27 protein-coding genes and 1 tRNA gene are annotated in these 24,389 nt (G+C 69.0%); 8 read left to right on the forward strand and 20 right to left on the reverse strand.

From position 1 onward, the window contains the following. Positions 1-85: 85 nt before the first annotated feature. Positions 86-457 carry a hypothetical protein gene (locus tag ELQ90_RS07985; protein ID WP_128494709.1) on the forward strand — a complete coding sequence of 124 codons (372 nt, stop codon included), beginning with the start codon at positions 86-88 and terminating at the stop codon, positions 455-457. On the opposite strand, the gene ELQ90_RS07990 is transcribed toward ELQ90_RS07985, so the two are convergent. The 9 genes from ELQ90_RS07990 to ELQ90_RS08030 all read right to left on the reverse strand — a co-directional run bounded on the left by ELQ90_RS07990 (position 424) and on the right by ELQ90_RS08030 (position 9,603). Beyond that, positions 424-495: transfer RNA gene (locus tag ELQ90_RS07990), tRNA-Gln, on the reverse strand. The two genes, ELQ90_RS07985 and ELQ90_RS07990, sit on opposite strands and share 34 nt — an antisense overlap. Positions 496-575: 80 nt before the next feature. Then, on the reverse strand, positions 576-1,235 hold the full coding sequence (locus tag ELQ90_RS07995; protein ID WP_128494710.1) for a hypothetical protein: 660 nt from the start codon (positions 1,233-1,235) through the stop codon (positions 576-578). 1 nt (position 1,236) lies between these two features. After that, positions 1,237-2,205: an NAD(P)/FAD-dependent oxidoreductase gene (locus tag ELQ90_RS08000; RefSeq protein ID WP_128494711.1), complete on the reverse strand. Its 969-nt coding sequence runs from the start codon at positions 2,203-2,205 to the stop codon at positions 1,237-1,239. Further along, complete coding sequence (gene gltX, locus ELQ90_RS08005) at positions 2,202-3,722, reverse strand: glutamate--tRNA ligase (RefSeq protein WP_128494712.1); 1,521 nt, start codon at positions 3,720-3,722, stop codon at positions 2,202-2,204. The genes ELQ90_RS08000 and gltX overlap by 4 nt, the downstream gene beginning before the upstream one ends. A gap of 32 nt (positions 3,723-3,754) precedes the next feature. Then, positions 3,755-5,017, reverse strand: coding sequence for an MFS transporter (locus ELQ90_RS08010; RefSeq protein WP_128494713.1), 1,263 nt, complete (start codon positions 5,015-5,017; stop codon positions 3,755-3,757). Next, positions 5,014-5,787: a fumarylacetoacetate hydrolase family protein gene (locus ELQ90_RS08015; protein WP_128494714.1), complete on the reverse strand. Its 774-nt coding sequence runs from the start codon at positions 5,785-5,787 to the stop codon at positions 5,014-5,016. The genes ELQ90_RS08010 and ELQ90_RS08015 overlap by 4 nt, the downstream gene beginning before the upstream one ends. A 10-nt stretch (positions 5,788-5,797) precedes the next feature. Then, entirely contained in the window at positions 5,798-6,910 is a 1,113-nt protein-coding gene (locus ELQ90_RS08020) for a branched-chain amino acid aminotransferase (protein ID WP_128494715.1), read from the reverse strand. Beyond that, complete coding sequence (locus ELQ90_RS08025) at positions 6,907-7,989, reverse strand: 3-isopropylmalate dehydrogenase (protein WP_128494716.1); 1,083 nt, start codon at positions 7,987-7,989, stop codon at positions 6,907-6,909. The genes ELQ90_RS08020 and ELQ90_RS08025 overlap by 4 nt, the downstream gene beginning before the upstream one ends. Positions 7,990-8,064: 75 nt before the next feature. Next, a complete protein-coding gene (locus ELQ90_RS08030) occupies positions 8,065-9,603 on the reverse strand; it encodes an MFS transporter (RefSeq protein WP_128494796.1) in 1,539 nt (512 codons plus the stop codon). Between the two features lie 82 nt (positions 9,604-9,685). Between ELQ90_RS08030 and ELQ90_RS08035 the strand changes: the two genes are divergently transcribed. Both ELQ90_RS08035 and ELQ90_RS08040 read left to right on the forward strand, forming a co-directional pair. Beyond that, on the forward strand, positions 9,686-10,255 hold the full coding sequence (locus ELQ90_RS08035) for a TetR/AcrR family transcriptional regulator (protein WP_128494717.1): 570 nt from the start codon (positions 9,686-9,688) through the stop codon (positions 10,253-10,255). Positions 10,256-10,298: 43 nt separating this feature from the next. Continuing rightward, positions 10,299-10,718, forward strand: a complete 420-nt coding sequence (locus ELQ90_RS08040) for an SRPBCC family protein (RefSeq protein ID WP_128494718.1) — start codon at positions 10,299-10,301, stop codon at positions 10,716-10,718. Positions 10,719-10,724: 6 nt separating this feature from the next. Here the strand turns inward: ELQ90_RS08040 and serA are convergent, their stop codons facing one another. Further along, positions 10,725-12,314, reverse strand: coding sequence for a phosphoglycerate dehydrogenase (gene serA / locus ELQ90_RS08045; RefSeq protein ID WP_128494719.1), 1,590 nt, complete (start codon positions 12,312-12,314; stop codon positions 10,725-10,727). Between the two features lie 125 nt (positions 12,315-12,439). On the opposite strand from serA, the gene ELQ90_RS08050 reads away from it, so the two are divergent. Further along, positions 12,440-12,832 carry a DoxX family protein gene (locus ELQ90_RS08050; protein ID WP_128494720.1) on the forward strand — a complete coding sequence of 131 codons (393 nt, stop codon included), beginning with the start codon at positions 12,440-12,442 and terminating at the stop codon, positions 12,830-12,832. A gap of 62 nt (positions 12,833-12,894) precedes the next feature. Here ELQ90_RS08050 and ELQ90_RS08055 read toward each other — a convergent pair whose 3' ends face one another. From ELQ90_RS08055 to otsA, 8 genes are all read right to left on the reverse strand, one after another. Next, entirely contained in the window at positions 12,895-13,251 is a 357-nt protein-coding gene (locus tag ELQ90_RS08055; RefSeq protein WP_128494721.1) for a hypothetical protein, read from the reverse strand. Then, positions 13,248-13,706, reverse strand: coding sequence for a hypothetical protein (locus tag ELQ90_RS08060; protein WP_128494722.1), 459 nt, complete (start codon positions 13,704-13,706; stop codon positions 13,248-13,250). Before ELQ90_RS08060 ends, ELQ90_RS08055 begins: the two co-directional genes overlap by 4 nt. Before the next feature lie 72 nt (positions 13,707-13,778). Next, the gene (ilvC, locus tag ELQ90_RS08065) at positions 13,779-14,804 is read right to left on the reverse strand and encodes a ketol-acid reductoisomerase (RefSeq protein WP_128494723.1); all 1,026 of its coding nucleotides are present in this window, start codon (positions 14,802-14,804) and stop codon (positions 13,779-13,781) included. A gap of 33 nt (positions 14,805-14,837) precedes the next feature. Continuing rightward, entirely contained in the window at positions 14,838-15,347 is a 510-nt protein-coding gene (ilvN, locus tag ELQ90_RS08070) for an acetolactate synthase small subunit (protein WP_128494724.1), read from the reverse strand. Between the two features lies 1 nt (position 15,348). Then, a complete protein-coding gene (locus ELQ90_RS08075; protein ID WP_128494725.1) occupies positions 15,349-17,157 on the reverse strand; it encodes an acetolactate synthase large subunit in 1,809 nt (602 codons plus the stop codon). 55 nt (positions 17,158-17,212) lie between these two features. After that, positions 17,213-18,907, reverse strand: a complete 1,695-nt coding sequence (ilvD, locus tag ELQ90_RS08080) for a dihydroxy-acid dehydratase (RefSeq protein ID WP_128494726.1) — start codon at positions 18,905-18,907, stop codon at positions 17,213-17,215. A gap of 86 nt (positions 18,908-18,993) precedes the next feature. Then, entirely contained in the window at positions 18,994-19,779 is a 786-nt protein-coding gene (gene otsB, locus ELQ90_RS08085; protein ID WP_128494727.1) for a trehalose-phosphatase, read from the reverse strand. After that, on the reverse strand, positions 19,776-21,302 hold the full coding sequence (gene otsA / locus ELQ90_RS08090) for an alpha,alpha-trehalose-phosphate synthase (UDP-forming) (protein WP_128494728.1): 1,527 nt from the start codon (positions 21,300-21,302) through the stop codon (positions 19,776-19,778). Before otsA ends, otsB begins: the two co-directional genes overlap by 4 nt. Positions 21,303-21,534: 232 nt before the next feature. Between otsA and ELQ90_RS08095 the strand changes: the two genes are divergently transcribed. From ELQ90_RS08095 to ELQ90_RS08105, 3 genes are all read left to right on the forward strand, one after another. Continuing rightward, on the forward strand, positions 21,535-21,753 hold the full coding sequence (locus ELQ90_RS08095; RefSeq protein ID WP_128494729.1) for a hypothetical protein: 219 nt from the start codon (positions 21,535-21,537) through the stop codon (positions 21,751-21,753). A 130-nt stretch (positions 21,754-21,883) separates the two neighbouring features. After that, entirely contained in the window at positions 21,884-22,264 is a 381-nt protein-coding gene (locus ELQ90_RS08100) for a hypothetical protein (protein WP_128494730.1), read from the forward strand. Positions 22,265-22,278: 14 nt separating this feature from the next. Next, positions 22,279-22,785, forward strand: a complete 507-nt coding sequence (locus tag ELQ90_RS08105) for a metallophosphoesterase family protein (protein WP_128494731.1) — start codon at positions 22,279-22,281, stop codon at positions 22,783-22,785. Position 22,786: 1 nt separating this feature from the next. On the opposite strand, the gene ELQ90_RS08110 is transcribed toward ELQ90_RS08105, so the two are convergent. Together ELQ90_RS08110 and ELQ90_RS08115 are read right to left on the reverse strand one after the other, a co-directional pair. Continuing rightward, complete coding sequence (locus ELQ90_RS08110) at positions 22,787-23,143, reverse strand: hypothetical protein (RefSeq protein WP_128494732.1); 357 nt, start codon at positions 23,141-23,143, stop codon at positions 22,787-22,789. 87 nt (positions 23,144-23,230) lie between these two features. Then, a complete protein-coding gene (locus tag ELQ90_RS08115) occupies positions 23,231-23,686 on the reverse strand; it encodes an SRPBCC family protein (protein ID WP_128494733.1) in 456 nt (151 codons plus the stop codon). Positions 23,687-23,803: 117 nt separating this feature from the next. Between ELQ90_RS08115 and ELQ90_RS08120 the strand changes: the two genes are divergently transcribed. After that, the gene (locus ELQ90_RS08120) at positions 23,804-24,232 is read left to right on the forward strand and encodes a VOC family protein (protein ID WP_128494734.1); all 429 of its coding nucleotides are present in this window, start codon (positions 23,804-23,806) and stop codon (positions 24,230-24,232) included. The last annotated feature ends 157 nt before the right edge of the window (positions 24,233-24,389 follow it).

The following is a 24,389-nucleotide window of genomic DNA, read 5'->3' on the forward strand; positions in this document are numbered from 1 at the left end:
CGGAATCTCCGTCCCGTCCTTTAGGACAGGGTCGACCGTCCTCGCGGCCGGGGCGCGCACGGCGGTCCGCCGCGACGCTGGAGACATGAACACGAATCCATCCCCCGCCCTCGAGGCGGTCCACCTCCGGAAGTCGTTCCGTGGACGCATCGGTTTCACCGGCGCGGTCCTCGACGCCGCGGCGACGGAGGCGGTATCGGCTCAGGTCGCGATCGTGCTCGTCGTCGTGACGACGGGGACACTGGCCGTGAGCCTCGCGGTCTCCGGCGTGCCGTTCGCCGCCGACGTGCTCGTCGGCGACTCCGGAGCGGCGTGGTCGGCATCTGAGTCCGCCAGCTGGCGGTCCAGCGCGACCACGTCGCCGAGGACTTCGCGTCAACGCAAGAACTCCCCCGATTCCCTGGAATCGGAGGAGCGATGTTGCTGGGGTACCTGGACTCGAACCAAGAACAACTGAACCAGAATCAGCCGTGTTGCCAATTACACCATACCCCACCGGTTTCGGACCCGAAGCCCCGACCGACATCCAACCCTAGCTCACCGAGGGAGCTCCGTCCAAACCGGCGGACGGGCTCTCACGACGAGAAGTCGATGCGGAGGCTCAAGGCCGTGCCGTCGCCGCCGAGGACGGCGACGGTCGCCGTCGCCGGACGTCCGAATCCCGCGCCGGGGCCGACCGCGTACTCCGTCGCCGCTTCGTCGCGGACGTCCTGCGCCACGTTCTCGTCGAGGTCGACGAGGGACGCCGGGTCCATCCCGAACCGCTCGGCGACCTGGGCCAGGAGCGCGCTCTGTTCCTGGTAGCCCTGGGCCGAGACGGCCAGGTCGAGGGCCACGAGTCGTCCGTCCTCCGTCGTGAGCGTGATCGTGGCCGACGGGATCCGGATCGACTCCTCCCCCACGTACAGTCCGACGCTCATGGAGAAGTCGTTGCTCTCCACGACGGTGTCGCCGTCCGCCGGCAGACCGAGTTCGGCGGCGTCGGGCTCGGTCTCCGAGAGATCGATGCGCGCCTGGAGGGAGTCCCGGATGTAGGCGATGCCGTCATCGGAGAACCGGGAGAAGCCATCGGTGGTCACGGCCTCCGACACCTCCGGCGGTGCAGCGCGACCGATCGACCCGCTCGACACCTGCCATGCGAGCACGCCGGCCGCGGCGATCAGGACGAGGATGACCATGGACGGCAGCCACACGAGCCACCGCGGCCGTCTGCGGGAGAAGGCGCGGTCCGACATGTCAGACGATCTCGCTCTCGGACGGCCTCGTCGCGGCGGACGCCGACCGGCGTCGCTCGTCCGTTATGTCGGCGAGGATGCCTCCCACGACGACGGCGGCGTGACCGGCGGCGACCACGAGCTGCTGAGGCCCCGGCGGCGTGACATCCCCCGCCGCGTAGAGCCCGGCGACGCTCGAGCGCCCGAGCTCGTCCGTGCGGATGAGTCCGAGCTCGTCTCGGTCGAGGGCGTCGTCCACGCCGGCGAGGTAGCCGAGCGCTGCAGCCCACACCGGGCGGACGAACCCTCCAGACCGCTGGATCGTCTCACCCGACTCCAGGGTCACGCCCGTGAGACCGGAGCGGTCACCCTCGAGGGCCGTGATCCTCTCCTCGACGACGCGCACACCTGCGCCCTCGAGTTCTGCGCGGTCCGCTCCGGAGACGGCTGAGATCCCGTTGGTGAAGACGACGACGTCGTCGCTCCATTGCAGCGTCCGCCATGCGATGTCCGCGACGTCGTCGGTCTCGCCGATCACGGCGAGGGGCTGGCCGCTCTTGTCATAGCCGTCGCACGTGAGGCAGCTGTGGAGGCTCGTGCCGTAGTAGGCGCGGAGCGCTGGCACGCCGGGAAGCGTCTCCGTGAGGCCCGACGTGACGAGGATGCGCTCCGTCGTCACGTCGCGGTCGGGAGCCCCGCGGACGCCCGTCGCGCGGACACGGAACCCGTCATCGGTCCGTTCGACCGACGTGACGAGGGCGAAGGCGACCTCCGCGCCCTCGTAGCCGTCGACCTCCTCCCGGCCGAGTGCCCGCAGGTCGAGTGGCGAGACGCCGTCCCTCGTCAGGAAGCCGTGCGACACGAGCGTCGCCGAGTGCCGGGGCCGGTTGCTGTCGAGAACGAGCACACGGAGCCGTGCCCTCACGAGGTTGAGCGCAGCGGAGAGGCCGGCCGGCCCCCCGCCGACGACGACCACGTCCCATTCGGTCATGCCGTCGCCCGAGCCTGCAAACGCTCGATGCGGGCGAGCGATTCGGCCCGGCCGAGCAATTCGAGCGACTCGAAGAGCGGCGGGGATACGCGGCGGCCCGACACGGCCACGCGGACGGGGCCGTATGCGACACGGGGCTTGAGCCCGAGGCCCTCGACGAGCCGTTCGGCGAGTGACGACTGGATGTGCTCCGTCGCCCATTCCTCCTCGGACAGTCCCTCGAGCGCGTCTCTCGCGGCCGCGAGCACGTCCGGGGCGTTGACGGGGAGTCCCGCGACGGCGTCGTCCGCGTACTCGAGTCGATCGGCCGTCGTGAAGAGGAACCCGAGCATGCCGGGGGTCTCCCCGAGAAGCCCGACGCGCTCCTGCACGAGCGGCGTCGCCGCAGCGAGCACGGCGCGCTGCTCCTCGGTGGGTTCTCCGTCGAAGACGCCCGCCGCCGTCAGGTACGGGATCGTACGCTCGGCGAAGTCCTCCGGTGCGAGCAGACGGATGTGGTCGCCGTTGATCGACTCGGCCTTCTTGAGATCGAATCGTGCCGGGTTCGGGTTCACGTTCACGACGTCGAAGGCCGCGACCATCTCGTCGAGGGAGAACACGTCGCGGTCGGCGGCGAGGCCCCACCCGAGGAGCGCGAGATAGTTGACGAGGCCCTCGGGGATGAAACCGCGGTCCTTGTGGTGGAAGAGGTTCGACTCGGGGTCGCGCTTGGAGAGCTTCTTGTTCCCCTCGCCCATGACGTACGGGAGGTGACCGAACCGCGGGACGACGTCCGTGAGTCCGATGTCGACGAGGGCGTGGTAGAGCGCGATCTGACGCGGGGTCGACGACAGCAGGTCCTCGCCGCGCAAGACGTGGGTGATGCCCATGATGGCGTCGTCCACCGGGTTCACGAGAGTGTAGAGCGGCTGACCGTTGGGACGGACGACGACGAAGTCCGTGAAGGAGCCGGCGGGGAACGTGATCTCACCGCGGACGAGGTCGTCGAAGGAGAGGTCGGCGTCCGGCACACGGAGGCGGAGGGCGGGCTCCCGACCCTCCGCGCGGAACGCGGCGCGCTGCTCGTCGGTGAGATCCCGATCGAAGTTGTCGTAGCCGAGCTGCTTGGGCCGACCGGCGGCCTCGTTGCGCGCGTCGATCTCGGCCGCGTCGGAGAAGCTCTCGTACACGTGGCCGGCGGCGACGAGTCGATCGATGACGTCTCGGTAGACCTCGGAGCGCTGCGACTGCCGGTAGGGACCGTGGGGCCCGCCGACGTCGATGCCCTCGTCCCAATCGAGTCCGAGCCACCGCAGCGCCTCGAGGATCTGCTGATAGCTCTCCTCGCTGTCGCGCGCGGCGTCGGTGTCCTCGATGCGGAACACGAACGTGCCGCCCGTGTGACGGGCGTACGCCCAGTTGAAGAGGGCCGTGCGCACGAGTCCGACGTGAGGCGTCCCCGTGGGGGACGGGCAGAAGCGGACGCGAACATCGGAGCCGGTCGCGGTGGAGAAGGGAGGAGGCGTGAGGGCTGACATCGGCTCCATCCTACCGGCGCGGCTCCGCCCGATCAGGGACGGTCGACCGAGCCCTGGGCGGACGCGATCGTCGCTTCGGGCCGCCCCGACCGCGCGGTGAGGGCGGCGGCGACGACGACGGCGACGACGACCGCGAGTGCCGTGAGCGCGAGCCCCGCATAGCCGAATTGCGACAGGACGACCCCGGCCAGCGCTCCGGCCGCCGCTCCCCCGAGGTTCATGAACAGATCGGAGCGGCCCTGCGTCCGCGGCCGGTCGACGCGCGCCGTGGATTCGGTCACGAGGGCGGAACCCGCGATGGTCGAAGCGCTCCATCCGAGACCGAGCAGCACGAGGCCGACGCTCACCGCAGCCGTGTCATGGGCACCCAGCGCGGCGACGACGAGCGCCGCGGCGAGAGTCGCCTGACCGCCGAGGACGACGACGATCCTGCCCGACCGGTCCGCGAGCCAGCCGAAGACGGGCGACAAGGCGTACATCCCGGCGATGTGGAGACTCAGCGTGAAGCCGACGACGGCGTCGGCGTTGCCGTGGTGGTGGAGCTGCACGGGAGTCATCGCCATCACGGCCACCATGACGGCGTGGCTCGCCGTGACCGCGAAGACCGCGAACCGCCGTCGACTCGCCGACGGCTTCTCCTCCGCACCGCCGACGACGACACGGGACGTCCCCCGCCGACGGCTCTCGAGGAGCGGATCGGGGCGGAGCCCGACCAGGTACACGATCGCGGCGAGCAAGCCGCTCGCGATGCTGAAGAGGAACGGACCCGTGCGGTCCGGAAGACCGAATGCCCCGCCGACGATCGCCCCGGGCCCGACGAGGTTCGGACCGAGTACCGCACCGATCGTCGTCGCCCAGACGACGACGGCGAGGTCGCGCGCGCGCGACGACGGACCGGAGAGGTCGGTCGCCGCGAAGCGCGCCTGGAGCCCGACGGCCGAACCGACGCCCACGAGGAGGAACGACACGAACAGGAGCACCGCCGACGACACCGCGACCGCGCCGATCGTCGCGGCGGCCCCGATGGCGCTCACGAGCACGCCGGAGGCGAGGGCGATACGGCGGCCGGATCGGACGGCGAGCCGTGAGAGGGGGACAGCGGCGATCGCGGCACCGAGGGTGAGGAACGTGGAGGCGAGGCCAGACAGCGCCTCGTCGCCCGTCACATCGGAGGCGAGGAGAGCGCCGAGCGAGATCGTCGCTCCCGCCGACACTCCGCCGAGCACCTGCCCGGCGACGAGCACGGCGATCGTGCGGAGACGCGCCCCGTCGCGGGACCCGTCTCCCGCTCTCACGACCGTGCGGCGGCGACGGGATTCGAGAGCGACCCGATCCCCGAGATCGACACCTCGACGACGTCTCCCGCGACGATCGGCCCGACGCCCGCCGGGGTGCCGGTGAGGATGACGTCGCCCGGAAGCAGCGTGAAGACCGACGACGCGTACGCGACGATGTCCGCGACGCCGTGCACCATGTCGCTGAGGGGCGCCGATTGCTTCACCTCGCCGTTGACGGTGGTCGTGAGCGTCGCGCTCGACGCGTCGAATTCCGTCTCGACGACCGGTCCGACCGGGCAGAAGGTGTCGAAGCCCTTGGCGCGCGTCCACTGGCCGTCCGAGCGCTGGAGGTCACGAGCGGTCACGTCGTTCGCGACCGTGTAGCCGAAGACGACTTCGGCGGCGCGTTCGGGAGCGACGTTCTTCGCGATGCTCCCGATCACGACGGCGAGCTCGCCCTCGAACTCGACCTGCGACGATTGCGGCGGCGTGATGATCCGGTCGCCCGGCCCGATCACCGATGTGTTGGGCTTGAGGAAGAGCAGCGGCTCCGCCGGAGGCGTGTCTCCGCCCATCTCCGTCACGTGGTCGACGTAGTTCTTGCCGACGGCGACGACCTTCGATCGCGGGATCGACGGCGCGAGCAGCGCCGCCTCCGCGAGCGGGACACGCTCCCCCGTGGTGTCGAACCCCTGGAACATCGGGTCTCCGGACAGGACGACGAGCTCCTCGCCGTCGAGGACGCCGAAGTGGATGGCTCCCGCTGAGCTGAATCGTGCGATCTTCATGCCGTCAAGCCTAGGCGTCGAGGCGCGTCAGCCATCCGTGCCGGTCGGCGACCCGCCCGTACTGGATGTCGGTCAACTCGCCGCGGATCGACATCGTGAGTTCGCCGGCCGGCGCGCCGGGGTCTCCGACCGAGAAGCCTGCGCCCTTGAGCTCGCCGATCGGGGTGATCACGGCGGCCGTTCCGCATGCGAACACCTCGGAGATCTCGCCGGACGCGACGCCTTCTCGCCACTCGTCGATGAAAACCTCGCGCTCCTCCACCTCGAGCCCGCGGTCACGCACGAGCTGGATCACGCTCTCGCGCGTCACCCCCTCGAGGATCGTGCCGGACAGCTCGGGCGTCACGACGCGGCCGTCGCGGTAGACGAGGAACACGTTCATGCCGCCGAGCTCGTCGACGCGCGTCCCGGTCGCCGCATCGAGGAACAACACCTGAGCGCAGCCGTTCGCGGCCGCCTCGTTCTGCGGAAGAAGCGACGCGGCGTAGTTGCCGCCCGTCTTCGCGGCTCCCGTCCCACCCTTTCCGGCGCGGGAGAACTCCGTAGACAGCCAGATGGAGACGGGCTTCACTCCGCCCGTGAAGTACGCGCCGGCCGGACTCGCGATGACGTAGTACCCGACGCGCTGGGCGGCTCGCACACCGAGGAACGACTCGTTCGCGATCATGAAGGGGCGGAGGTACAGGCTCTGATCCTCACCCGACGGGACCCACGCTCCATCGGCAGCGATGATCTCGCGGATCGAGTCGAGGAACACGGGCGTCGGCAGTTCGGGCAGCGCCAGACGGCGGGCGGAGCGCTGAAGCCGCTCGGCGTTCTTCTCCGGGCGGAACGTCCAGATCGATCCGTCGGCGTGACGGTACGCCTTGAGGCCTTCGAAGATCTCCTGCGCATAGTGCAGGACGGAGGCCGCCGGGTCGAGCAGGAGCGGACCGTACGGCTGAACGCGCGCGTCGTGCCAGCCGCCGTCGATCGTCCAGTCGATCGCGACCATGTGGTCGGTGAAGTGCTTGCCGAAGCCGGGGTCCGCGAGGATCTCGGCGCGCTCGGCGTCACTGCGCGGCGACGGTGCGTCGGTGCGGGAGAACGTGAGTCGGTCGGCTGCGGGAGTCGTGATGGTCATGAGAGGTCCTTGGGTGCATGAGCTGAGGGAAGGGAGAGCGCCGCGACGATCGCGTCGCCGATCTCCGCGGTGCGGCGCGGTGTCCCCGTGCGGGTCGCGATGTCCTCGGTGACGGCTCGAGTGACGGACGCGGCGGCGTCCGCGAGCCCGAGGTGGTCGAGGAGGAGGGCGACCGAGAGGATCGCCGCTGTGGGGTCCGCCTTCTGGGTGCCCGCGATGTCCGGAGCGGAACCGTGTACCGGCTCGAACATGCTCGGAGACGTGCCGTCCGGGTTGATGTTGCCGGAGGCCGCCAGACCGATGCCGCCGCTGATCGCGCCGGCCAAATCGGTCAGGATGTCACCGAACAGGTTGTCGGTGACCAGGACGTCGAATCTACCAGGATTCGTGACGAAGAAGATCGTCGCCGCGTCGACGTGGAGGTAGTCGACCGTGACATCGGGGAATTCTATCGCGACCTCGTCGACGATCCGCTTCCAGAGCGAGCCGGCGAACGTCAGCACGTTCGTCTTGTGCACGAGCGTGAGCCGGCCGTGACGGGACCGCGCGGCGGCGAATGCGTAGCGCACGACACGTTCGACGCCGTAGGCCGTGTTGACGGACACCTCGTTGGCGACCTCGTGCGGAGTACCCGTTCGGATGCTGCCGCCGTTGCCGACGTACGGGCCCTCGGTGCCCTCGCGCACGACGACGAAATCGACATCGCCAGCGTCGGCCAAAGGACTCGGCACGCCGGGGTAGATGCGCGTCGGCCGCAGGTTCACGTAGTGGTCGAGGCTGAAACGCAGCTTCAACAGCAACCCGCGCTCGATGTTCGCTCCCGCGAGGCGGGGGTCCCCTGGCGCACCACCCACGGCGCCGAGCAGGATCGCATCGTGCGACGCGATCGCCTCGAGGTCCTCCTCCGTCAGCACGTCGCCCGTTTCGAGGTACCGCTGGGCGCCCAGACTGAACGTGGTGCGCTCGAACGACACGTCCGTGCCCGCTGTGACGGCCTCGAGCACCTTGACGGCTTCCGAGACGACCTCCGGTCCGATTCCATCCCCGGGGATGACGGCGAGTTTGACGGTGCGCGACATGGGACTCCTGTAGGCGATGCGGGTCGTCCCAGCCTACTGCGACCGCCGTCGGTACCCCGGCACCGTACCCACTCGTCAGCGCGCGTTGCGGAGGGCGAAGCGCGCGACGACCATCGCACCGATGATGAGCGCCGCTCCGATGCCGGCGGCCGTCTCCACGCCACTGTCGAACGCGACCCTGGCGGAGTCGAGGAGTGTCTCCCCGACGTCCCCGGGCACCTGCTCGGCCACGGAGACGGCACCACCGAGGGTCTCCCCCGCCGCCGCTCGTTGAGCGGCGGAAAGCGACTCCGGGAGCACGACGTTCGCCCGGTACGACGCGGTCAGGATCGTCCCGAGGACCGTCGTTCCGAGGACCGCGCCGAGCTCGTAGGCGGTCTCCGACACGGCCGAAGCTGCTCCCGCCTTGTCCGCCGGCGCCGTCGCGATGATGAGTTCGTTCGACACCGTCTCGGCGGCGCCGATCCCGAGACCCAGCCCCACGAAGATGAGCGCGAGCTCGAGGGCCGACAGCCGCCCGCCGGACATCGCGACGACGGCGTACGCGATCGCCGAGACGCTGAGACCGACGGGGATGACGATCGACGGCCGGACGCGCTTCGCGATCGGGACGATGACGAGTCCAGAGGCGATCATGACCACGAGGCCGGGCACGAGCACGAGTCCCGCCTCGAGCGGCGACATGCCGAGGACGAGCTGGAGGTGCTGCGATACGAAGAGGAGGCCGCCGACATAGGCCGTGACGCTCAGGAGATTCACGCCGACGGCCCCGCTGAACGTCCCTCTCTCGAAAAGCGCCATGTCGAGCATCGGGGTCGCGCTCCGCCGCTGCCGGCGCACGAAGGCGATCCCGCTCGCCACGCCGATCACGATCCCCACGGCCGTGTCGATCCCGAAGCCGTGACTCGCGACGCTCTTGATCGCGTAGACGATGGGGAGCGTCGTCGTGAGCGAGAGGACGATGCTCACGGGGTCGACGCGGCCGGGCGCCGGGTCGCGCGATTCGGGCACGAGGAGCGGGAGCAGGACGACGAGCGGAAGGAGCACCGGCACGGCGAGCAGGAAGACCGATCCCCACCAGAAGTGCTCGAGCAGGATGCCGCCGACGAGCGGTCCGAGTGCGCTCCCGCCGGCGAAGCCCGAGGCCCAGACCGCGATGGCGAGCCGACGCTGCTCCCGGTCGATGAAGATGCTGCGCAGGAGAGAGAGCGTCGACGGCATGAGCATCGCGCCGAACACGCCGAGCAGCGCGCGAGCGGCGATGAGCAGCTCGGCCGATGGCGCGAACGCCGCCCCGGCCGACACGATCGCGAAGCCGATGGCACCCATGAGGAGGAGTCGTCGCCGCCCGTACCGGTCGCCGAGGCTGCCCATCGGGACGAGCAGGCCCGCGAGCACGAGCGGGTACACGTCGATCGTCCACAACAGCTGCACCCCGCTCGGGCGGAGCGCTTCGGAGATGGCGGGGAGCGCGAAATTCAGCACCGTGTTGTCGACCGACACCAGGAGGACGGGCAGCATGAGCACCACGAGCGCGATCCACTCGCGTGCGCCCGCGCGACGGCGCGCGCCGTCGACCCTCGTGCGCTCGTCGGTCGCCGTGTCCGTCGTCATTCCATCCTGTGCCACCGGAACACTATACCGTCCGGTCGGTACAGTGCGCCCCGCCCCACCTCGGCGCGGCTACGATGGCCGCATGCCGAGACCCGATTCCGCACGCGACAGGATCCTCGACGCCTTCCAGGGGCTCCTCATCGCGAGCGGCGAACGCGCTGCGACGCTCGATGCCGTCGCTGCGGCCGCCGGCGTCTCGAAGGGCGGGCTGCTCTATCACTTCGCGTCGAAGGATGCGCTCGTGGACGGACTGATCGAGCGGCTGGAAGCCTTCGCCGCGGCGGACGACGAACGCATGCGTGCGGCGCCAGAGGGCACCGTCGACTACGTCATCCGGACCTCCGTCGAGGAAGGCACACCCTTCGACGAGGCGCTCATCGCGGTTTCGCGACTCGCACAGGGCTCGCACGAGAAGGCGCGAACGACTCTCGCCGCGGTCCGAGCACGCTGGGAGACCGCGATAGCGGCCGACGTCGGCGACCCGGCCGTGGCGCGCGCCATCATGCTCGTGAGCGACGGCCTCTACTACAACTCGACACTCCTCGGCGCGTTCGGAACGACGGACAGCCGCGACGGCGCGATGGACGAGCTCCTCGCCGTGCTCGCGCGGCTCACTCCCACGGCCTCCCCCGGACCGGCCGCCGCGTCCTGACGCACCTCTTGCCTCCCGGAGCCGCCACCGGCATGCTCGACGCATGACCGACGTCATCCTGACGCGTCGCCTGGACGCCCCCGTCGATTCCGTGTGGCAGGCGTTCACCGACCTCGACGCGTTCTCCGACTGGTTCTGGCCCCGACGCCTCGAGCCCCGTTACGACCTCGAGGCGCGCGTCGGCGGCACGTGGCGCGTGGAATCGTCCGTCGCCTCGATGGCGGTAGGCGGCGACTTCTCCATCGTGTCGCCGCGCGAGCTCCTCGTGTTCTCGTGGCGCTGGCACGGCGAGAGCGACGAATCACGTGTCGAGATCCGTTTGGTACGGGCGCGCGAGCGATCAACGCTCCTCGAGGTCACCCACTCCGGCATCCCGACCGATCAGGCCGCAACCGATCTGCGCCAGGGGTGGAACGACTGCCTCGATCGGCTGCCCGCCGCGCTCGAGGAGCGCGACGGGTGAGCCGGACTAGTTGGTGATGTCGATCGAACGGAGGACGCGGGCTTCGATCTCGCGGGAGATCTCATCGAGCAGATCGTCCGACACGCGGGAGTCGACCGTGAGGACGCTGAGCGCCTCTCCCCCGGCCTCGCGACGGGCGATCTGCATGCCGGCGATGTTGATGTCGGCGCGTCCGAACCGCTGGCCGTAGACGGCCACGATGCCCGGGCGGTCGCGGTAGAGCATGACGATGTGGTGCTCGGCGATCGGCACCTCGACGTCGTAACCGTTGATCTCCACGATCTTCTCGATCTGCTTCGTGCCCGTGAGCGTGCCGGAGACCGAGATCTGCGAGCCGTCGCTCAGCGCGCCCCGCAGTGTGATGACGTTGCGGTACTCCTCGCTCGTCGCGTCGACGATGAGGCGCACCTCGATACCGCGCTGCTCCGCGAGGAGCGGGGCGTTCACGTAGGACACGGTCTCGCTGACGACGTTGCTGAAGATGCCCTTGAGAGCCGCGAGGCGGAAGACGCTCACGTCGTAGTCGCTCAGGTCGCCGTGCACCTCGACGTCGACGCTCGTGAGCGGAGAGTGTGTGAGGCCGGAGAAGACCTGTCCGAGCTTCTCGACGAGCGGGATCCCGGGACGCACGTACGGGTCGATGACACCGCCTGCGACGTTCACGGCATCGGGCACGAGTTCCCCGCCGAGGGCGAGGCGGACCGACTTCGCGACCGACACGCCGGCCTTCTCCTGCGCTTCGTCCGTCGAGGCGCCGAGGTGCGGCGTGACGATGACGTTGTCGAGGGCGAGGAGCGGCGAATCCGTCGGAGGCTCCGACACGAAGACATCGAGCCCGGCTCCCGCGATCGACTTCGCGACGAGGGCGTCGTGCAGCGCCTCCTCGTCGATGAGCCCGCCGCGCGCGACGTTGACGATGAATGCGCTCGGCTTCATGAGCGCGAGCTGCTCCGTGCCGATCATCCCCGTGGTCTCGGGGGTCTTCGGCATGTGGATCGTGATGAAGTCGGACTGCGCGAGGAGTTCGTCGAGCGAGAGGAGCTGGACGCCGAGTTGCTGGGCCCGCGCGCTCGTGACGTAGGGGTCGTACGCGACGACGTTCGTGCCGAAGGCCTGCAGACGCGCCGTGATGAGGGCGCCGATGCGGCCGAGTCCGATGATCCCGACCGTCTTCTCGTAGAGCTCGACGCCCGTGTAGGCGGAGCGCTTCCACTTGCCCTGCGCGAGCGCGTTGTGCGCAGCCGGGATGTGGCGGGCGAGGGAGAGGATGTGACCGACGGTGAGTTCGGCGGCCGAGATGATGTTCGACGTCGGCGCGTTGACGACCATGACGCCCGCCGCCGTCGCGGCCTTGATGTCGACGTTGTCGAGGCCGACACCCGCACGAGCGACGACCTTGAGGTTCGGCGCAGCGGCGATGGCCTCGGCATCCACCTTCGTCGCCGAGCGGACGAGCACGGCGCTCGCGTCGGCGAGTGCGGCGAGCAGGGCGGGGCGATCGGTCCCGTCGACGGAGCGGACGTCGAAGTCGGGCCCGAGGGCGTCGACGGTTGCGGGGGAGAGTTCTTCTGCGATCAGGACGACCGGTTGAGGCACGAGAGTGGTTCCTTCGGGAGGCGCTGGGAGTCGACACGGTGCGCCACGGACAGCTGGGCGCGGACGCGACCAGCTTAGTGCAGGGCTCCAGGCGACCCCGTCCGTGTGACGTAGTGTGAGTCGCCATGAGTTTCGAGGTCGCCTCCCTGGTGCTGCGCGCCGTCCTCGCCGTCGCCTTCGTCGCGATGGGCGTGCTGCATTTCGTCCCCCGGATCGCGACGGGGATGGCGTCGATGATCCCGCCGCGATGGGGCGGGGCCGACCGGACGACGGCTCGTCGGCTCGTCACGTTCACGGGCGTCTGCGAGATCGCCGGGGGCCTCGGCCTGCTCGTGCCCGCGACGCAGCCGCTCGCGGGGATCCTGCTGGCCGTCTTCCTCGTGGCGGTCTTCCCCGCGAACGCCTACGCCGCCGCCCGTCCGGAGCGCTTCGGCAGCATCACGGTGCCGTTCTGGCCGCGCCTGATCGCTCAGATCGTGCTCATCGTGCTGTGCCTGCTCGCGGCCGTCCGAGCCTGAGAACCGCGGCCGTCCGCCCGTGAGCCTCGTGGCTCCGGCGAGCCGTCCGCAGACGTCAGCACTCAGACGATGAGCGTGCCGATCCCGTAGATCGCGAGGAGGTCGAGGGAGAGGGCCGCGACCACCGTCGTGACCGTCGCGAACGCGATGAGGAGCGTGGCGGGGCGAGCGTGCCGTCCGAACCAGAGCACGCCGACGAAGCCCGCGATCGGAAGCGCGACCCCGAAGCACAGGACGATCCACCCCGTCGGAGAGACGCTCGTCCCGAGGGCGACGGCGGTTCCCGTCACCCCGAGGAGGTTCCCCACGGCCTCCCAAGCGTCCCAGGCGAGCAGGAGACCGAAGACGACGACGATGACGGCCCGGGCGACCGGGCGTGCGACGGGGCGACGCGTCTCGACGTCCTCGCGCGCCGTCACCGCAACCCCACGAGGTACGGCCACGGCACGAGCAGGACGGTCCCGATCGCGAGGGCCGCGACGCGGTGCCATGCGGGACGGGAGCGCGTGAGCCAGATGCTCGCGCCGAGCCACACGAAGGGAGACGCGACGGCGAACACGAGTCCGAGCGAGAACATCGTGGTCCCGAGCAGGTCGATCGGTCGGAACGCCGCTTGCAGCGGGCCGATCGAGAGTGCCCAGCCGATACTGGAGAGGACGAGGAGACCGCCGAGCAGGCTCATGACGACGAGGGCGACGGGACCGGTCTGCCGGACCGTCTCGACGCCGTCGCCGGTATCGGTCGACTCCCCCTCGTCGTCCTTCCCTGTCTCTCGCGCGGAGCGGGACCGACGACTGGTCACGGGGGCGGAGGACGCGGTGGGATCGGAATCGTCACCGGCCCACGAGAGGGCCTCGTCGTCGTCCGAAATCATTCCCTCAGGGTACCGCGACGACGAAGGGCCGCCCGGTCGCCCGGACGGCCCTTCGTCGTCAGTCGACGGAGATCAGCGCGCTGCGCTGCCGTCGGTGTAGTCGTCGTCCTGCTGCTTCCACGCGAAGAGGGCGCGGAGCTCCTTGCCCGTCGCCTCGATCGGGTGGGCCTCGGCCTTGGCGCGCAGCTCCTTGAACTCGGGGGCTCCGGCGTCCTGGTCGTCGATGAAGCGCTTCGCGAACGCACCCGACTGGATGTCGGCGAGAACGGCCTGCATGTTCTCCTTCACGTGCGGGTCGATGACGCGGGGACCGGAGACGTAGTCGCCGTACTCCGCGGTGTCGGAGACGCTCCAGCGCTGCTTGGCGATGCCGCCCTCCCACATGAGGTCGACGATGAGCTTGAGCTCGTGAAGCACCTCGAAGTAGGCGATCTGCGGCTGGTAGCCCGCTTCGGTGAGGGTCTCGAAGCCGTACTGGACGAGCTGCGAGACGCCGCCGCACAGCACCGCCTGCTCGCCGAAGAGGTCCGTCTCGGTCTCCTCGGTGAAGGTCGTCTTGATGCCACCGGCACGCAGGCCGCCGATCGCCTTCGCGTAGGACCAGGCGAGATCCCACGCCGAGCCGGACGCGTCCTTCTCGACGGCGACGATGACGGGGACGCCACGGCCGGCCTCGAACTCGCGGCGCACCGTGTGGCCCGGTCCCTTCGGGGCCACCATGAACACGTCGACGCCCTCGGGGGCCTCGATGTAGCCGAAGCGGATGTTGAAGCCGTGGCCGAAGACGATCGCCTTGCCGTCGGTGAGCTGGTCCTTGATGGACTCGGCGAAGATCGTGCGCTGGTACTGGTCGGGAGCGAGGATGACGATGACGTCGGCCCACGCGGACGCGTCGGCGACGTTCTTGACCTCGAAGCCGGCCTCTTGAGCCTTCGGGATCGACGTCGAGCCGTCCTTGAGCCCGATGACGACCTCGACACCGGAGTCGCGGAGGTTGAGCGCGTGGGCGTGACCCTGCGACCCGTAGCCGACGACGGCCACCTTCTTGCCCTGGATGAGCGAGAGGTCGGCGTCCCGGTCGTAAGCGATTTCAGTCACTGCTTGTTTCTCCTTGTTGTTGAGGTTCGTCGATCAGTTCTTGAAGACGCGCTCGGAGATCGACTTCGATCCGCGTCCGATGGCGAGCAGGCCCGACTGGGCGATCTCCTTGATGCCGTAGGGCTCGAGGACACGCAGGAAGGCCGTGGTCTTTCCGGAGTCGCCCGTGACCTCGATCACGAGGGCGTCGGTCGAGACGTCGACGACGCGGGCCCTGAAGAGGTTGACGGCCTCGAGCACCTGGGAGCGCGTCGTGTTGTCGACGCGCACCTTGATGAGCAGGTGCTCGCGCTGGACCGACTGCGCGGGGTCGAGCTCCACGATCTTGATGACGTTCACGAGCTTGTTGAGCTGCTTCGTGACCTGCTCGAGCGGGAGGGTGTCGACGTCGACGACGACGGTGATGCGCGAGAGTCCGTCGATCTCACTCACACCGACGGCGAGCGACTCGATGTTGAAGCCGCGGCGGGCGAAAAGACCGGCGACGCGGGTCAGCAGACCCGGTTTGTCCTCGACGAGGAGGCTCAGCACGTGGGTCGACATGTCAGATCTCCTCCTCGAACGCGGGGCTGTGGTCTCGCGCGTACTGGACGTAGCTGTTGCTGACGCCCTGCGGCACCATCGGCCACACCATCGCGTCGGCGCTCACGACGAAGTCGATCACGACGGGGCGGTCGTTCGTCTCGAGCGCGAGCTTGATCGCGGCGTCGACCTCCTCCTCCTTCGTGACGCGGATGCCGAGGCAGCCGTAGGCCTCGGCGAGCTTCACGAAGTCCGGCACCCGGATCGTGTCGTGTCCCGTGTTGAGGTCGGTGTTCGAGTAGCGGCCGTCGTAGAAGAGCGTCTGCCACTGACGAACCATGCCGAGCGACGAGTTGTTGATGACGGCGACCTTGATCGGGATGTTGTTGATGGCGCAGGTCGCGAGTTCCTGGTTCGTCATCTGGAAGCAGCCGTCGCCGTCGATCGCCCATACGTCCCGATCGGGCTCGGCCACCTTGGCGCCCATGGCCGCGGGGACCGAGTAACCCATCGTGCCGGCACCACCGGAGTTGAGCCACGAGTTCGGTCGCTCGTAATTGATGAACTGCGCCGCCCACATCTGGTGCTGGCCGACACCGGAGGCGTAGACGCCCTCCGGCCCCGTGATCTCGCCGATGCGCTGGATGACGTACTGCGGAGCGAGCAGCCCGTCGGTCGTCGGGGCGTATCCGAGCGGGAACTCCTCGCGGAGGCCGTTCAGGTAGGTCCACCAGTCGGCGATGTCTGGTGTCGTCTCCGTAGCGGCCGAGAGGTACGCGGCCGTGAGGTCGACGATGACGTCCTTCGCGTCGCCCACGATGGGGACGTCGGCGAGGCGGATCTTGGAGATCTCGGCGGGGTCGACGTCCACGTGCACGACCTTGGCGTTCGGGGCGAAGAGTTCGGCCTTGCCCGTGACCCGATCGTCGAAACGCGCGCCGAGAGCCACGATGAGGTCGGACTCCTGCAGCGCGAGCACCGCGGGAACCGTGCCGTGCATGCCCGGCATTCCGAGCTGCTGCCGGTGCGAGTCGGGGAACGCGCCGCGCGCCATGAGCGTCGTGACGACGGGGGCGCCCGTGCGCTCGGCGAGTTCGAGCAGCTCGTCCGATGCCTTCGCACGGATGACTCCGCCTCCGACGTACAGCACGGGCTTCTTGGCCTCGACGAACAACTGTGCGGCAGCCTGCACCTGCTTGCCGTGCGCCTTGGTGACGGGACGGTAGCCCGGGAGATCGATCTTGGGCGGCCAGATGAAGGGCGCCGTCGCCTGCTGCGCGTCCTTCGTGATGTCGACGAGCACGGGGCCGGGGCGTCCGGTCGTCGCGATGTGCGCTGCAGCGGCGATCGTCGACGGGATGTCCTTCGCGTCCTTCACGAGGAAGGAGTGCTTCGTGACCGGCATCGTGATGCCGACGATGTCCGCCTCCTGGAAGGCGTCCGTGCCCATGAGGGTCGAGAACACCTGGCCCGTGATCGCGAGGAGCGGTACGGAATCCATGTACGCGTCGGCGATCGCCGTCACGAGGTTGGTCGCACCGGGGCCCGACGTCGCGATGCAGACGCCGAGGCGACCGCTCGAGGCCGCGTAGCCCTCGGCGGCGTGGCCGGCGCCCTGCTCGTGACGGACGAGGATGTGGCGAACCTCGGTGGAGTCCATGAGGGGGTCGTAGACGGGAAGAATCGCCCCGCCCGGGAGTCCGAAGATGTCGTCGACGCCGAGGAGTTCGAGCGTACGCACGACGGCGGCGGCTCCCGTGATCTCCTCGGGCTGCGCGCCGGCAGCATGCGGCCTCCGCGGCAGCGGAGTGGGGATGGGATCGGAAGACATGAACGTTTCCTTGACGATTGAGATCGGGTGTTCCGGCAGACCAGCCGACGCACGACTACCCCGTGATCGCGCCTTCCGCGGCGGAGTGCACGAGCTTGGAGTACTTCGCGAGGACGCCGCGGGTATAGCGCGGAGGAAGAGGGGCCCAGCCTTCTCGGCGGGCAGCCAGCTCAGCGTCGTCGACAAGTAGGTCGAGGGAGCGAGCAGCGATATCGACCCGTATCAGATCACCATCGCGCACGAAGGCGATGGGACCAGCGTCCACCGCTTCGGGTGCTATGTGGCCGATGCACAGGCCGGTTGTGCCGCCTGAGAATCGTCCGTCTGTCAATAGTAATACATCTTTGCCGAGGCCCGCGCCCTTGATGGCGGCGGTGATCGCGAGCATCTCGCGCATGCCGGGCCCGCCCTTCGGACCCTCGTATCGGATGATGACGACATCGCCCGCGGCGATCTTGCCCTCCGTGAGCGCGTCCATCGCGGCACGTTCACGTTCGAAGACGCGAGCGGGTCCCTCGAACACCTGCGCGTCGAAACCGGCCGTCTTCACGACGGCGCCCTCCGGCGCGAACGACCCCTTGAGGATCGTGAGCCCGCCAGTCGCGTGGATGGGGTTGTCGAGAGTGCGGAGGACCGTGCCGTCGAGCGGGTCGGGATTGATGTCGGCGAGGTTCTCGGCGACCGTCTTGCCCGTCACCGTGAGGCAGTCGCCGTGAAGCAGCCCGGCGTCGAGCAGCGCCTTCATCACGACGGGGACGCCGCCGTGACGGTCGACGTCGTTCATGACGTACTTGCCGAAGGGCTTGAGATCACCGATGTGGGGCACCTTGTCGCCGATGCGGTTGAAGTCGTCGAGGGTGAGATCGACCTCGGCCTCGCGCGCGATGGCGAGGAGGTGCAGCACGACGTTCGTCGACCCGCCGAAGGCCATGGCGACGGCGATCGCGTTCTCGAACGCCTCCCGCGTGAGGATCTGCCGCGCCGTGATGCCCTTCTTGAGCATGTTCACGACGGCCTCGCCAGAGCGGTGCGCGTAGTAGTCGCGACGACGGTCGGCCGAGGGCGGCGATGCCGATCCGGGGAGGCTCATGCCGAGCGCCTCGGCGACGGAAGCCATCGTGTTCGCGGTGTACATGCCGCCGCACGCGCCTTCGCCCGGAGCGATCGCGCACTCGATCCGCTTGAGGTCCTCTTCGCTCATCGTGCCCGCCTTGCACGCGCCGACGGCCTCGAAGGAGTCGATGATCGTGACTTCCTTCTCCGTGCCGTCGGTGAGCTTGACCCAGCCGGGAGCGATCGATCCCGCGTAGAGGAAGACGGACGCGAGGTCGAGACGCGCGGCGGCCATCAGCATGCCGGGCAGCGACTTGTCGCATCCGGCGAGGAGCACGGTGCCGTCGAGGCGCTCGGCCATGACGACGGTCTCGACGGAGTCGGCGATGACCTCACGGGAGACGAGGGAGAAGTGCATCCCCTCGTGGCCCATCGAGATGCCGTCGGAGACGGAGATGGTGCCGAACTGCAGCGGGTACCCGCCGCCGGAGTGGACGCCTTCCTTGGCGCCCTGGGCGAGACGGTCGAGCGACAGGTTGCACGGGGTGATCTCGTTCCACGAGCTCGCGATCCCGATCTGGGGTTTGTCCCAGTCCTCGTCACCCATGCCGACGGCGCGGAGCATCCCGCGGCTCGTCGTGGCTTCAATCCCGTCGGTGACCGCGCGCGACCGCGGTTTCACATCGATTTCTGGCATGTGTCGAGTCTAGAACGCGCGCGATGCCGGCTCGGCCATTCCCCGCGGACGCGTCGGCACTCGCTCGGACGACGCCCGGCTCTGCCTCACTCCCCGCCGACGACCGCTCCCCGCAGCTCGACGAGTCGGGTCAGCACAGCGGCGATCGCGTCGGGAGACGGGACGCGGAACGGAGCGAGCGTGTCGCCGGCGCCGACCTTGACCCCGACGTCCCCGTCGAGCAGGACGCGGAAGGCGTCCTCGTCCGTCAGATCGTCACCGGAGTAGAACACGCCGGTGGCACCGACGTGGTCGCGCAGTCGGGCGATCGCGTCGCCCTTGGTCGCCGCCAGCACGGAGAATTCCTCGACGTCCTTGCCCGGTCGCGCCGTGATGCCCGAGAGCTCGTTGAGGACGCGTCGCCGCACGACGTGCTGGGCGTCGATGGCCGTCTCGGCGTCGGCGTTCCGAAGATGCAGCGCGTGACCGGCGGGCTTCGACTCGACCTCGGTGCCCGGATGCTGCGCCGCGACCTCACGAAGGATGTCGCCGAGCCGGGCGACGACCTCGAGCTCCTCATCGCTCAAGGACAGGGGCGGAGCACCGACCTCCATGCGGTACTCGCCACCATGCGAGCCGGAGAGGAGGACGTCGTCACCGACCCCCGACACCTCGACGAGCGAGTCGATCGCGCGCCCCGACACGAGGGCGACGGACGTGCGGGCGAGCGACGCGAGCTGCTCGATGGCCCGAGCGGCCTCGGGCAGCGGTCGTGCACCCGCCGGATCGTCGACGTGCGGCGAGACGTTCCCGTCGAAGTCGAGGGCGACGAGGAGGACGCCCGTCCCGGCGAGCCGGGAGAGTGCCGTGTCGAGCGGCCGCTCGAGGGTCATTCGGCGTCCTCGCTGTCGGTGTCGCCGTCGCGGTCGGTGTCGCCGTCGGCGGCGGTCTCGACGACGGCAGCCGCCTTCCCCGCATCGGCGTGGGACGCCCTCCGCAACTCGTCGAGGAAGGTCTTCGACCACTTCGCGACGTCGTTCTCAAGGACACGCCGGCGGAGCGCACGCATGCGCCTCTTCCGTTCGCGCGGGTCCATGTCGACGGCCGTCATGATGGCCTCCTTGACCCCCTGGATGTCGTGGGGGTTGATGAGGAGGGCCTGGCGCAGGTCGTCGGATGCTCCCGCGAACTCGCTCAAGATGAGCACGCCGTCGCCGTCGATGCGCGAGGCGACGTACTCCTTCGCGACGAGGTTCATCCCGTCTCTGAGAGCGGTCACGAGCATGACGTCGGCCGCGAGATACAACGCGACCATTTCCTCGCGCGGGTAGCCGTGGTGCAGGTAGTGGACGGGGGCCCGGCCGATCGAGCCGTAGTCCCCGTTGATGCGGCCGACCGTCAGCTCGATGTCGTCGCGCAACTCCATGTAGGCGGCGACTCGCTCGCGCGACGGGCTCGCGACCTGGATGAGGGTCGTCTCCTCCGCGTCCAGGCGCCCGTCCTGGAGCAACTCGGCGAAGGCCTTGAGCCGGTGTCGGATGCCCTTCGTGTAGTCGAGCCTGTCGACGCCGAACAGCACGGTCTTCGGGTTGCCGAGGTCCTCGCGGATCTGACGCGCGCGCTCGATGACGTCGGGGTCCTGGGCGAGCTCGGCGAACGACGCGGAGTCGATCGAGATCGGGAAGGCCCGCGCGACGACGGTCCGCGACTTCTCGGGTCGCCGCTCCCCCGTCTCCTCGAGCGGCACGCGGATCGACGACCCCTTCGTCTCGTAACCGAACAGACGACGCACGGCGCGCTGGAAGTTCCCGGCGTCGGCCGTGCGCTGGAAGCCGATCACGTCGGCACCGAGCAGCCCCGCGAGGATCTGCCGACGCCACGGCAGCTGCGAGTAGAGGCCGTAGGCGGGGAACGGGATGTGGTTGAAGAAGCCGATCGTCAGGTCGGGACGCGACTCACGGAGCATGCCGGGGACGAGCTGCAGCTGGTAGTCGTGGACCCACACGACTCCCCCGTGCGACGCGAGGGCCGCTGCCCGTTCGGCGAACCGCCGGTTGACCGAGACGTAGGCGTCCCACCACTCGCGGTGATAGCTCGGCTGCGCGATCACGTCGTGGTAGAGCGGCCAGAGGGTGTCGTTCGAGAAGCCTTCGTAGTAGCGCTCGACCTCGGTCTCGTCGAGGGCGACGGGAACCATCGTGATGCCGTCGTGCTCGAACGGGTCGATGTGGGTGTCCGGAGCGCCCGGCCAACCGATCCATGCTCCGTCCGCCGAGCGCATGACGGGCTCGAGCGCCGTCACGAGGCCGCCGGGCGAGAGCTTCCAGCCCTGCGTGCCGTCCGGTTCCGTGACGCTGTCGACGGGAAGCCTGTTGGCGACGACGACGAAGTCGTAGCTCTCCGCTTCGAGAGTCACCGCGTCGTCGTCGTGCTCTGTCTCGGTGTGGCTGGCGATGATGATGTCCTTCCGCCCTGACGGGCTCTCAGGCTATCAGCGGCCCGTATCGGCCCCGAAGGGGTGGACGACTGTGCTAGCACTGGTCGGCCCCTGCCTTGAACACTCCCCTACCGTGACCGAACGCGTCGTGCAAACCCCGATCGGCGCGAGTGCGATCCACTAGCGTTGGCGGCGAGCGAAAGGACCCCTCATGCGGAAATACATCATGAACTCGGCCATCATCGGCGCGGTGTTCGGCGGCTTCCAGACGCTGCAGGCGACCCGCAAGGGGCCGCGCGACTGGCGCCTCGTCTTCATCTGGATCTCGTGGATCGCCACTCTCGCGCTCGCGATCGGATCGGTCGCCGACGAGGCGAACGACACCCCCGCGGAGAAGAAGCGCAAGAAGATCCAGGACCGCCTTAAGTGACGACTCGGCGTGTCCACCGGGCACGGACCGTCCCCCGCGAGATGATGAGCGCACTTCAGCTCTGAACGGGGGACGCTCCATGTTCGGTCGCCGCCGACGCGCACAGGTTCCGGTCGATCCTCCGACCCCGGTGCAGCACGATTCCCTCACTCCCGACGAGGTGTACGCCCGCGTCAACAAGCGCGTCCTCGACGCCCTCGGCCCGGACGGGCGGTATTCGCTCGTCCTTCGCAGCGCCGCCGACACCGACGCGATCTTCTCGCAGCTCGCGGCCCGCTCGCTGTCGCTCTCCATCACCCGGTCGATCGTCGGTACGGAGACACTCGCGTCGCACCCGTCAGCACACGGCCGCTCGGCCGTCGAGGCGGCTCAGCACGAGCATCGCACGATCGCGGTGTGGGCGGATCCGCAACGGCACGATCCCGACGCGATCGACCCGTCGATCGTCTCGCCCCCCGCACGCGGCCGCGGCGCGGGAGCCGTTCTCGGTCTCCCCGCCGACGCCTCCTGACGCTCCCGCAGAACATGACGACGAGCGTCCTCCTCCTCGCCGACACGCATCTCCCGAAGCGGGCGAAGGTCTTACCCGACCCCGTCCTCCGCGCGATCGACGACGTGGACGTCGTGATCCACGCCGGTGACTGGGTCGATGTGGCGACCCTCGACCTCCTCGAGTCGCGAGCCCGCCGACTCGTCGGCGTCGCGGGCAACAACGACGGCCCGGATCTGCGTACCCGGCTCCCCGAGATCGCGCGACTTCGCCTCGACGGTGTCGACCTCGCCGTCGTGCATGAGACGGGGTCGGCGACGGGCCGAGAGAAGCGCATGGACGTCGCATTCCCCGATACCGACCTCCTCGTGTTCGGGCACAGCCATATCCCGTGGAACACGACCTCGACCGCGGGCTTGAGACTCCTCAATCCCGGGTCGCCGACCGACCGACGCCGGCAGCCGTACGCGACGTTCATGCGCGTCGTGCTCGACGATGGCCGGGTCGACTCCGTCAGCCTGGAACGGCTCCCGCCGCGCTGAACTACTGCGAGTCGACGTAGGCGATGAAGCGCGATCCGATCCCATACACGGCCTCGCGCGACCGGCCGTCCCGCGGCGCCGGCACCTGGGACGCCTCATGGTCGTCGCAGGCGAGGACCGTCCACTCCGGCCACCATTTCTTGGGTCGGTCCGTCTCCGTGAAGCGACACACGGCGCACGTGAGCTCGACCCAGACGGGTTTCCCCGTCCGGTTCGACCGCGACTGCACGAGCCATGCGGGCGGCTGCGCCTCGATGGCGGCGAGTTCGTCGTCGGACACGAGCTTGGGGATTCCGTGCTTCGTCGCCATCTCGAGCGGGATGTCGAGCCGGATGGCGGCGTCACGTCGGGAGATCATCCGCTCAACGATAGTCGCTCGACACGCGCGCCGGGACGCACCGACGGCCGCCCCACGAGGTGGGACGGCCGTCGGCGAGAAACGGGATCAGGCCTGGACGTCGCCGCGCCAGCCGCCTTCTTCCACACCGCGGGACTCGATGAACTCCTTGAAGTTCTTCAGGTCCTTCTTCACGGCGTGGTTCTCCACGCCGAGCGTCGAGCCGAGCTTCTCGAGCAGGCCGGTCGGCTCCCAGTCGATCTGGACCGTGACACGCGTCTCGCGGTCGCCCAGCTTGTGGAAGGTGACGACGCCGGCGTGGTCGACCTCGCCGCCCGTGCTGTTCCATGCGACGCGCTCGTCCGGGTGCTGCTCGGTGATGTTCGCCTCGAACTCGCGCTCGATGCCGCCGACCTTGACCTTCCACACCGTGAGGGTCTCGGTGACCTGCTTGATTGACTCGACCTCGTCGAGGAACTTCGGGAACTCCTCGAAGAGGGTCCACTGGTTGTAGGCGACGGAGACGGGAACGTCGACGTCGATCGTTTCGATGACCTGGGGCATGCTGATCTCCTTTGCGTTGGTTCCGGTGTGTCTGCGACGTTACCCACGGCACCTGGACGGAACCGGATTCGGCGGGAGCCTCGCGTTATCGACGATGAGCCCCTATCATCAGCACCGATGCGCCAAGACGTCCATTTCGTGACCCTGTCGACTCCGGATCTCGACGCCGCTCGACGCTTCTACGTCGACGGGCTGGGTTGGGAGGCGCTCCTCGATGTGCCCGACGAGATCCTCTTCTTCCAGGTCGCTCCCGGGCTCGTGCTGGGACTCTTCGACGCGGAGAAGTTCGCCCAGGACGTGCGCGCGGACGCCGCCATGCCCGCTTCCGGCGTCACCCTCGCCCACAACGTCGGCAGCGAGGCGGAGGTCGTCGAGATCGCGCAGCGCTTCGTCGCGCTCGGCGGTCGGGAGGTCGTCGCTCCGGAGCCCGGGGCGTTCGGCGGCATCTTCCACGCGATCGTGACCGATCCGAACGACGTGCTGTGGGAGATCGCGCACAACCCGGGTTGGCACGTCGCCGACGACGGTACCGTCTCCTTCGGCTGACGCGACCGGCGCCTCGTCTGAGGGCGGAGCACCGGGGACGTGAACCCACGGACCGCGATCCCGACCCGACCCACCCACCCACGAAATGAAAAAGCCCCGAAGACTGGCGAGAGTCTCCGAGGCTGTTCCGTGCACCCCCTGGGACGTGAACCCACGG

Source organism: Labedella phragmitis (assembly GCF_004078635.1).
GTDB lineage: Bacteria > Actinomycetota > Actinomycetes > Actinomycetales > Microbacteriaceae > Labedella > Labedella phragmitis.

Coding starts and splice junctions, on each gene's coding strand:
- ELQ90_RS07985 (WP_128494709.1), top strand. CDS start 86: ATGAACACGAATCCATCCCCCGCCCTCGAGGCGGTCCACCTCCGGAAG.
- ELQ90_RS07995 (WP_128494710.1), bottom strand. CDS start 1,235: ATGTCGGACCGCGCCTTCTCCCGCAGACGGCCGCGGTGGCTCGTGTGG.
- ELQ90_RS08000 (WP_128494711.1), bottom strand. CDS start 2,205: ATGACCGAATGGGACGTGGTCGTCGTCGGCGGGGGGCCGGCCGGCCTC.
- gltX (WP_128494712.1), bottom strand. CDS start 3,722: ATGTCAGCCCTCACGCCTCCTCCCTTCTCCACCGCGACCGGCTCCGAT.
- ELQ90_RS08015 (WP_128494714.1), bottom strand. CDS start 5,787: ATGAAGATCGCACGATTCAGCTCAGCGGGAGCCATCCACTTCGGCGTC.
- ELQ90_RS08020 (WP_128494715.1), bottom strand. CDS start 6,910: ATGACCATCACGACTCCCGCAGCCGACCGACTCACGTTCTCCCGCACC.
- ELQ90_RS08025 (WP_128494716.1), bottom strand. CDS start 7,989: ATGTCGCGCACCGTCAAACTCGCCGTCATCCCCGGGGATGGAATCGGA.
- ELQ90_RS08030 (WP_128494796.1), bottom strand. CDS start 9,603: ATGACGACGGACACGGCGACCGACGAGCGCACGAGGGTCGACGGCGCG.
- ELQ90_RS08035 (WP_128494717.1), top strand. CDS start 9,686: ATGCCGAGACCCGATTCCGCACGCGACAGGATCCTCGACGCCTTCCAG.
- ELQ90_RS08040 (WP_128494718.1), top strand. CDS start 10,299: ATGACCGACGTCATCCTGACGCGTCGCCTGGACGCCCCCGTCGATTCC.
- ELQ90_RS08050 (WP_128494720.1), top strand. CDS start 12,440: ATGAGTTTCGAGGTCGCCTCCCTGGTGCTGCGCGCCGTCCTCGCCGTC.
- ELQ90_RS08060 (WP_128494722.1), bottom strand. CDS start 13,706: ATGATTTCGGACGACGACGAGGCCCTCTCGTGGGCCGGTGACGATTCC.
- ilvN (WP_128494724.1), bottom strand. CDS start 15,347: ATGTCGACCCACGTGCTGAGCCTCCTCGTCGAGGACAAACCGGGTCTG.
- ELQ90_RS08075 (WP_128494725.1), bottom strand. CDS start 17,157: ATGTCTTCCGATCCCATCCCCACTCCGCTGCCGCGGAGGCCGCATGCT.
- ilvD (WP_128494726.1), bottom strand. CDS start 18,907: ATGCCAGAAATCGATGTGAAACCGCGGTCGCGCGCGGTCACCGACGGG.
- otsB (WP_128494727.1), bottom strand. CDS start 19,779: ATGACCCTCGAGCGGCCGCTCGACACGGCACTCTCCCGGCTCGCCGGG.
- ELQ90_RS08095 (WP_128494729.1), top strand. CDS start 21,535: ATGCGGAAATACATCATGAACTCGGCCATCATCGGCGCGGTGTTCGGC.
- ELQ90_RS08105 (WP_128494731.1), top strand. CDS start 22,279: ATGACGACGAGCGTCCTCCTCCTCGCCGACACGCATCTCCCGAAGCGG.
- ELQ90_RS08110 (WP_128494732.1), bottom strand. CDS start 23,143: ATGATCTCCCGACGTGACGCCGCCATCCGGCTCGACATCCCGCTCGAG.
- ELQ90_RS08115 (WP_128494733.1), bottom strand. CDS start 23,686: ATGCCCCAGGTCATCGAAACGATCGACGTCGACGTTCCCGTCTCCGTC.
- ELQ90_RS08120 (WP_128494734.1), top strand. CDS start 23,804: ATGCGCCAAGACGTCCATTTCGTGACCCTGTCGACTCCGGATCTCGAC.